Origin of the sequence: Bartonella sp. CM86QHHN, assembly GCF_042194695.1 — a bacterium.
Classification (GTDB): Bacteria; Pseudomonadota; Alphaproteobacteria; order Rhizobiales; family Rhizobiaceae; genus Bartonella.
Genome location: NZ_JBHIND010000031.1, coordinates 1 through 3,024, shown reverse-complemented (window position 1 = coordinate 3,024; position 3,024 = coordinate 1). Strand labels below are relative to the sequence as shown.

Sequence of the window (3,024 nt, the reverse complement as noted above, 5' to 3'; positions counted from 1 at the left end):
GGAGGAGAAATTGGTGGTGAAGAAATCTTTAGCCTTTATAAGGAGTGTGGAGCAGATATCCCTGGTGGTGATATTGTTTTCCAAAACTTAAATGATAGAAGAGATGGTTTTGCGACACCAGAACAGCTCGTTGTGAGTTATGATCTTGATGAAACCTTTTACTTTGATTATACGCAGTTTCGGGATGGTGAATGCCCACTCTATCTCAAGTATACATCTGAAGATTCTGAATATTACGCAAGTAATTTTTATGAATTTCTCTGCAAAAGAATTAAAGTACACGTGGGAGCTGAGATACCTGAAGGTGACCAACCGATTGAAAAGATTGAGCACACTCCCACTCCGCAACCTATCCCTTTTTACAAGAGCTTTTGGAAAAAACTATGGAAGAGGTGAAATTGATAGAGGAAATATATAGTCTTTCTAGAGAGCCTAAGTATTATACAAGTAATTTTTATGTAAAAGAATTACAGATTATGCTGGGGGAATGATGATGCAAACTAAAGATGTCACAGAGATTTTAAAAAGACTGGGCTGGGAGCCTTATCGTGATAACGTGGGGGATACTTTTGCGCATTATCATCTTCCCGATCGCATTGTCGGTATTGGCTATGGTGTAAAAAATTATGGAGAGAGTGGCAAAGAGTTTTTGCTTTCGGCTGATCTCACCACCGCTGCTTATTGTCTTGCTCGGGAATATTCTAGAGGTGAAAAATCACAGCGTAAATATGGAGATGTGCTGTTTTACGCGAAGGAGGATTTTAATGTTAAAGCTCCGGATCTTTCCGAAAGCCATATCACAACCGCTTTAAACAAAGTGATTGCATGGGCGCAAGCACAGGATATTGAAAAAAAGTTGTGCGAGGAAGCTACTAATCATTCTGCCGTTGCACAAGCATTACTTGGTGATATGGAGGCTTTAAGGAGTGATAGATCTACCCCAAAACTATCTGTGCCAGAATTTGCAGATTATAAAACAATGACATCGGATGATCGCCTGCTTTTTTTTGCACAGGCCTATAAAAATGGGGAATTAGACGATATTCTAACGCGCAAGAAGCCAAAACAGCGCTCGATAAGTTTCACAGCAGCAATGCGCGTTCTTAAAACACAAGGGTGGTTTTCTACGGAGCCTAGAAAAATGTGGTTGGTTTTGCCCGACCGCTTTATTCAATTTGATTTTGGTTTTATACGTCTTCATGATAATTACAATGTCCGTATTGAAGCTGAAATATCTAATGAAATTATTTCTGTAGCTTGTAAATATATTCACTATAGTGGGGAGTATCGGTGCATATCACCTACAAATACTTATAATTCTTTTAACACGATTGGGGGGGGGATTTTTAGTGGTTTTGATAAAGGCATTGATATTTGTGTAGAGACATTAGATGAGCAAGAGCTTATCAAAATCTCTGAGCGAATAATACAATGGGCACGTGCCCAAGATTTACAAGCATCAATAGAAAGCAAAACACGTGTTCAAAAGTATAGCTACAATATACGTATAGTCTGGCATTTAGCTTGTTTAGCATTGACAGGTCAAATTGATATCCTGAAATCTTATCAAAATTTTTTAGAAGCCGGTACGATTTCTGGACATTTAGAAGACCGTGAAGTGGAGAAGTATGTTAATCACGCAGTTCAATTTGCTGAAGAGCATCTGAAAATCTTTAATGAGCGAAAAGCCATAGATGATCGTCTTAGTTTGCAAGATTTGTCTTTTCTTAATACAGTTTCTGAAGACTTAAAAAGGATGGGGTGGATAGTTTATCGCGATAAGAACTATGATCGCAATGCTTATTTTGTAAGTAAAGACCGTATCATCAATATAATGTACAGTCTTCAAAGTGATGAAGAAGAGCCGATTGTTGTATTTAAGGCTTCGCTTTCAACACTTGGCTTTTCTACTGCTCATAGAGAGATGTTTCCTAGATTGCCCCAATATATAGCTCTCAAAGAGGCAGAAGAATTTTATACAGTTTCTAGTACTGAATTGGATGAAGGCAAGCTAAAGGAGATTTGTACAGATATACTTGAGTGGGCTGATCGGCAAAATGTCAATCAAATCATCTATGATTATGCCGCTTTGCCAACAAACAGTGAAGCTCACCTTGTGGCACGTCACTTTATAGCACTCATTCTGATTGGTGATATTGAAAAGCTCAAATTTTATAAGGAAAGTTTCAGGGCAAAGAACCATCTAGGCTTTGTGGAAGGTATCACGAAATATACGATTGACAACTCTCTTACTCTTGCACGGGGTTATCGAGCAGGTTTTCCGAAAAATGCACCGATTTTAAGCTTGGATGCGCAAACAGCATCTGTTGCTTCTAAAACAACTTCTGTTGAAGTGGCAGAAGAAGTAAATGAAGCGGATGACACTGATGATCGTCTCACCATGGAAAGTGCTCATGCACTTTTAAAAATCCTAGGCTGGTCAACCGAGAAAATCAATGAGAATGATTATATGGCAAGCTATCAATTGGCTGATCGTGAAGTAGATATTCTTTATAACGACGAAATTGCCAAAGACTACCCGCAATTTGATAGCGCCTTTTTGATTAGCACGGGCATTCTTTCCGCTGCTTGTAAATTCATTGATCCTACCTACACGGAAGATATTCCAGATATACAGCTTAATTTTGAAGCCAAGGGATTGGAAATCTTTGAACCAGAGGTCACTACGGATCGTTTAACACAGGCGCTTGATGATGCGCTAGAATGGGCGGTAACAGACATTGACCTTTCTAAAAGGCTACGCTTTGATTATGGTATAGCTCCTTGGGAAAAAGGCGCCACGTCTAAAGCAAACGATACGGATTATGCTTTACTTCATCTTGGCGCTCTTGCCTTATTGGGCAATATTGAGACCTTACAATCTTATCAGAAAAGCTTTACGGCAGGTGATCACCTAGGCTTTGACGAGAGCATCAACAAAACCCACCTTGAACGTGCATTAGCTTTAGCCAAAGAAGTAGCAAAGGTGAAGCAAGTGAGCTACGCTTTGATTGAACGGGTAGC

Annotated in this window: 2 protein-coding genes; both read left to right on the top strand. The window is 39.4% G+C overall.

The window, feature by feature from the left end:
- A partial coding sequence (locus ACFIKX_RS02925) for an SMI1/KNR4 family protein (RefSeq protein ID WP_375629519.1) occupies window positions 1–396 on the top strand: 396 nt, incomplete at its 5' end.
- A 97-nt stretch (window positions 397–493) separates the two neighbouring features.
- Window positions 494–3,024: DUF6990 domain-containing protein (locus ACFIKX_RS02920; protein WP_375661200.1), on the top strand; the 2,531-nt coding region annotated here is incomplete at its 3' end.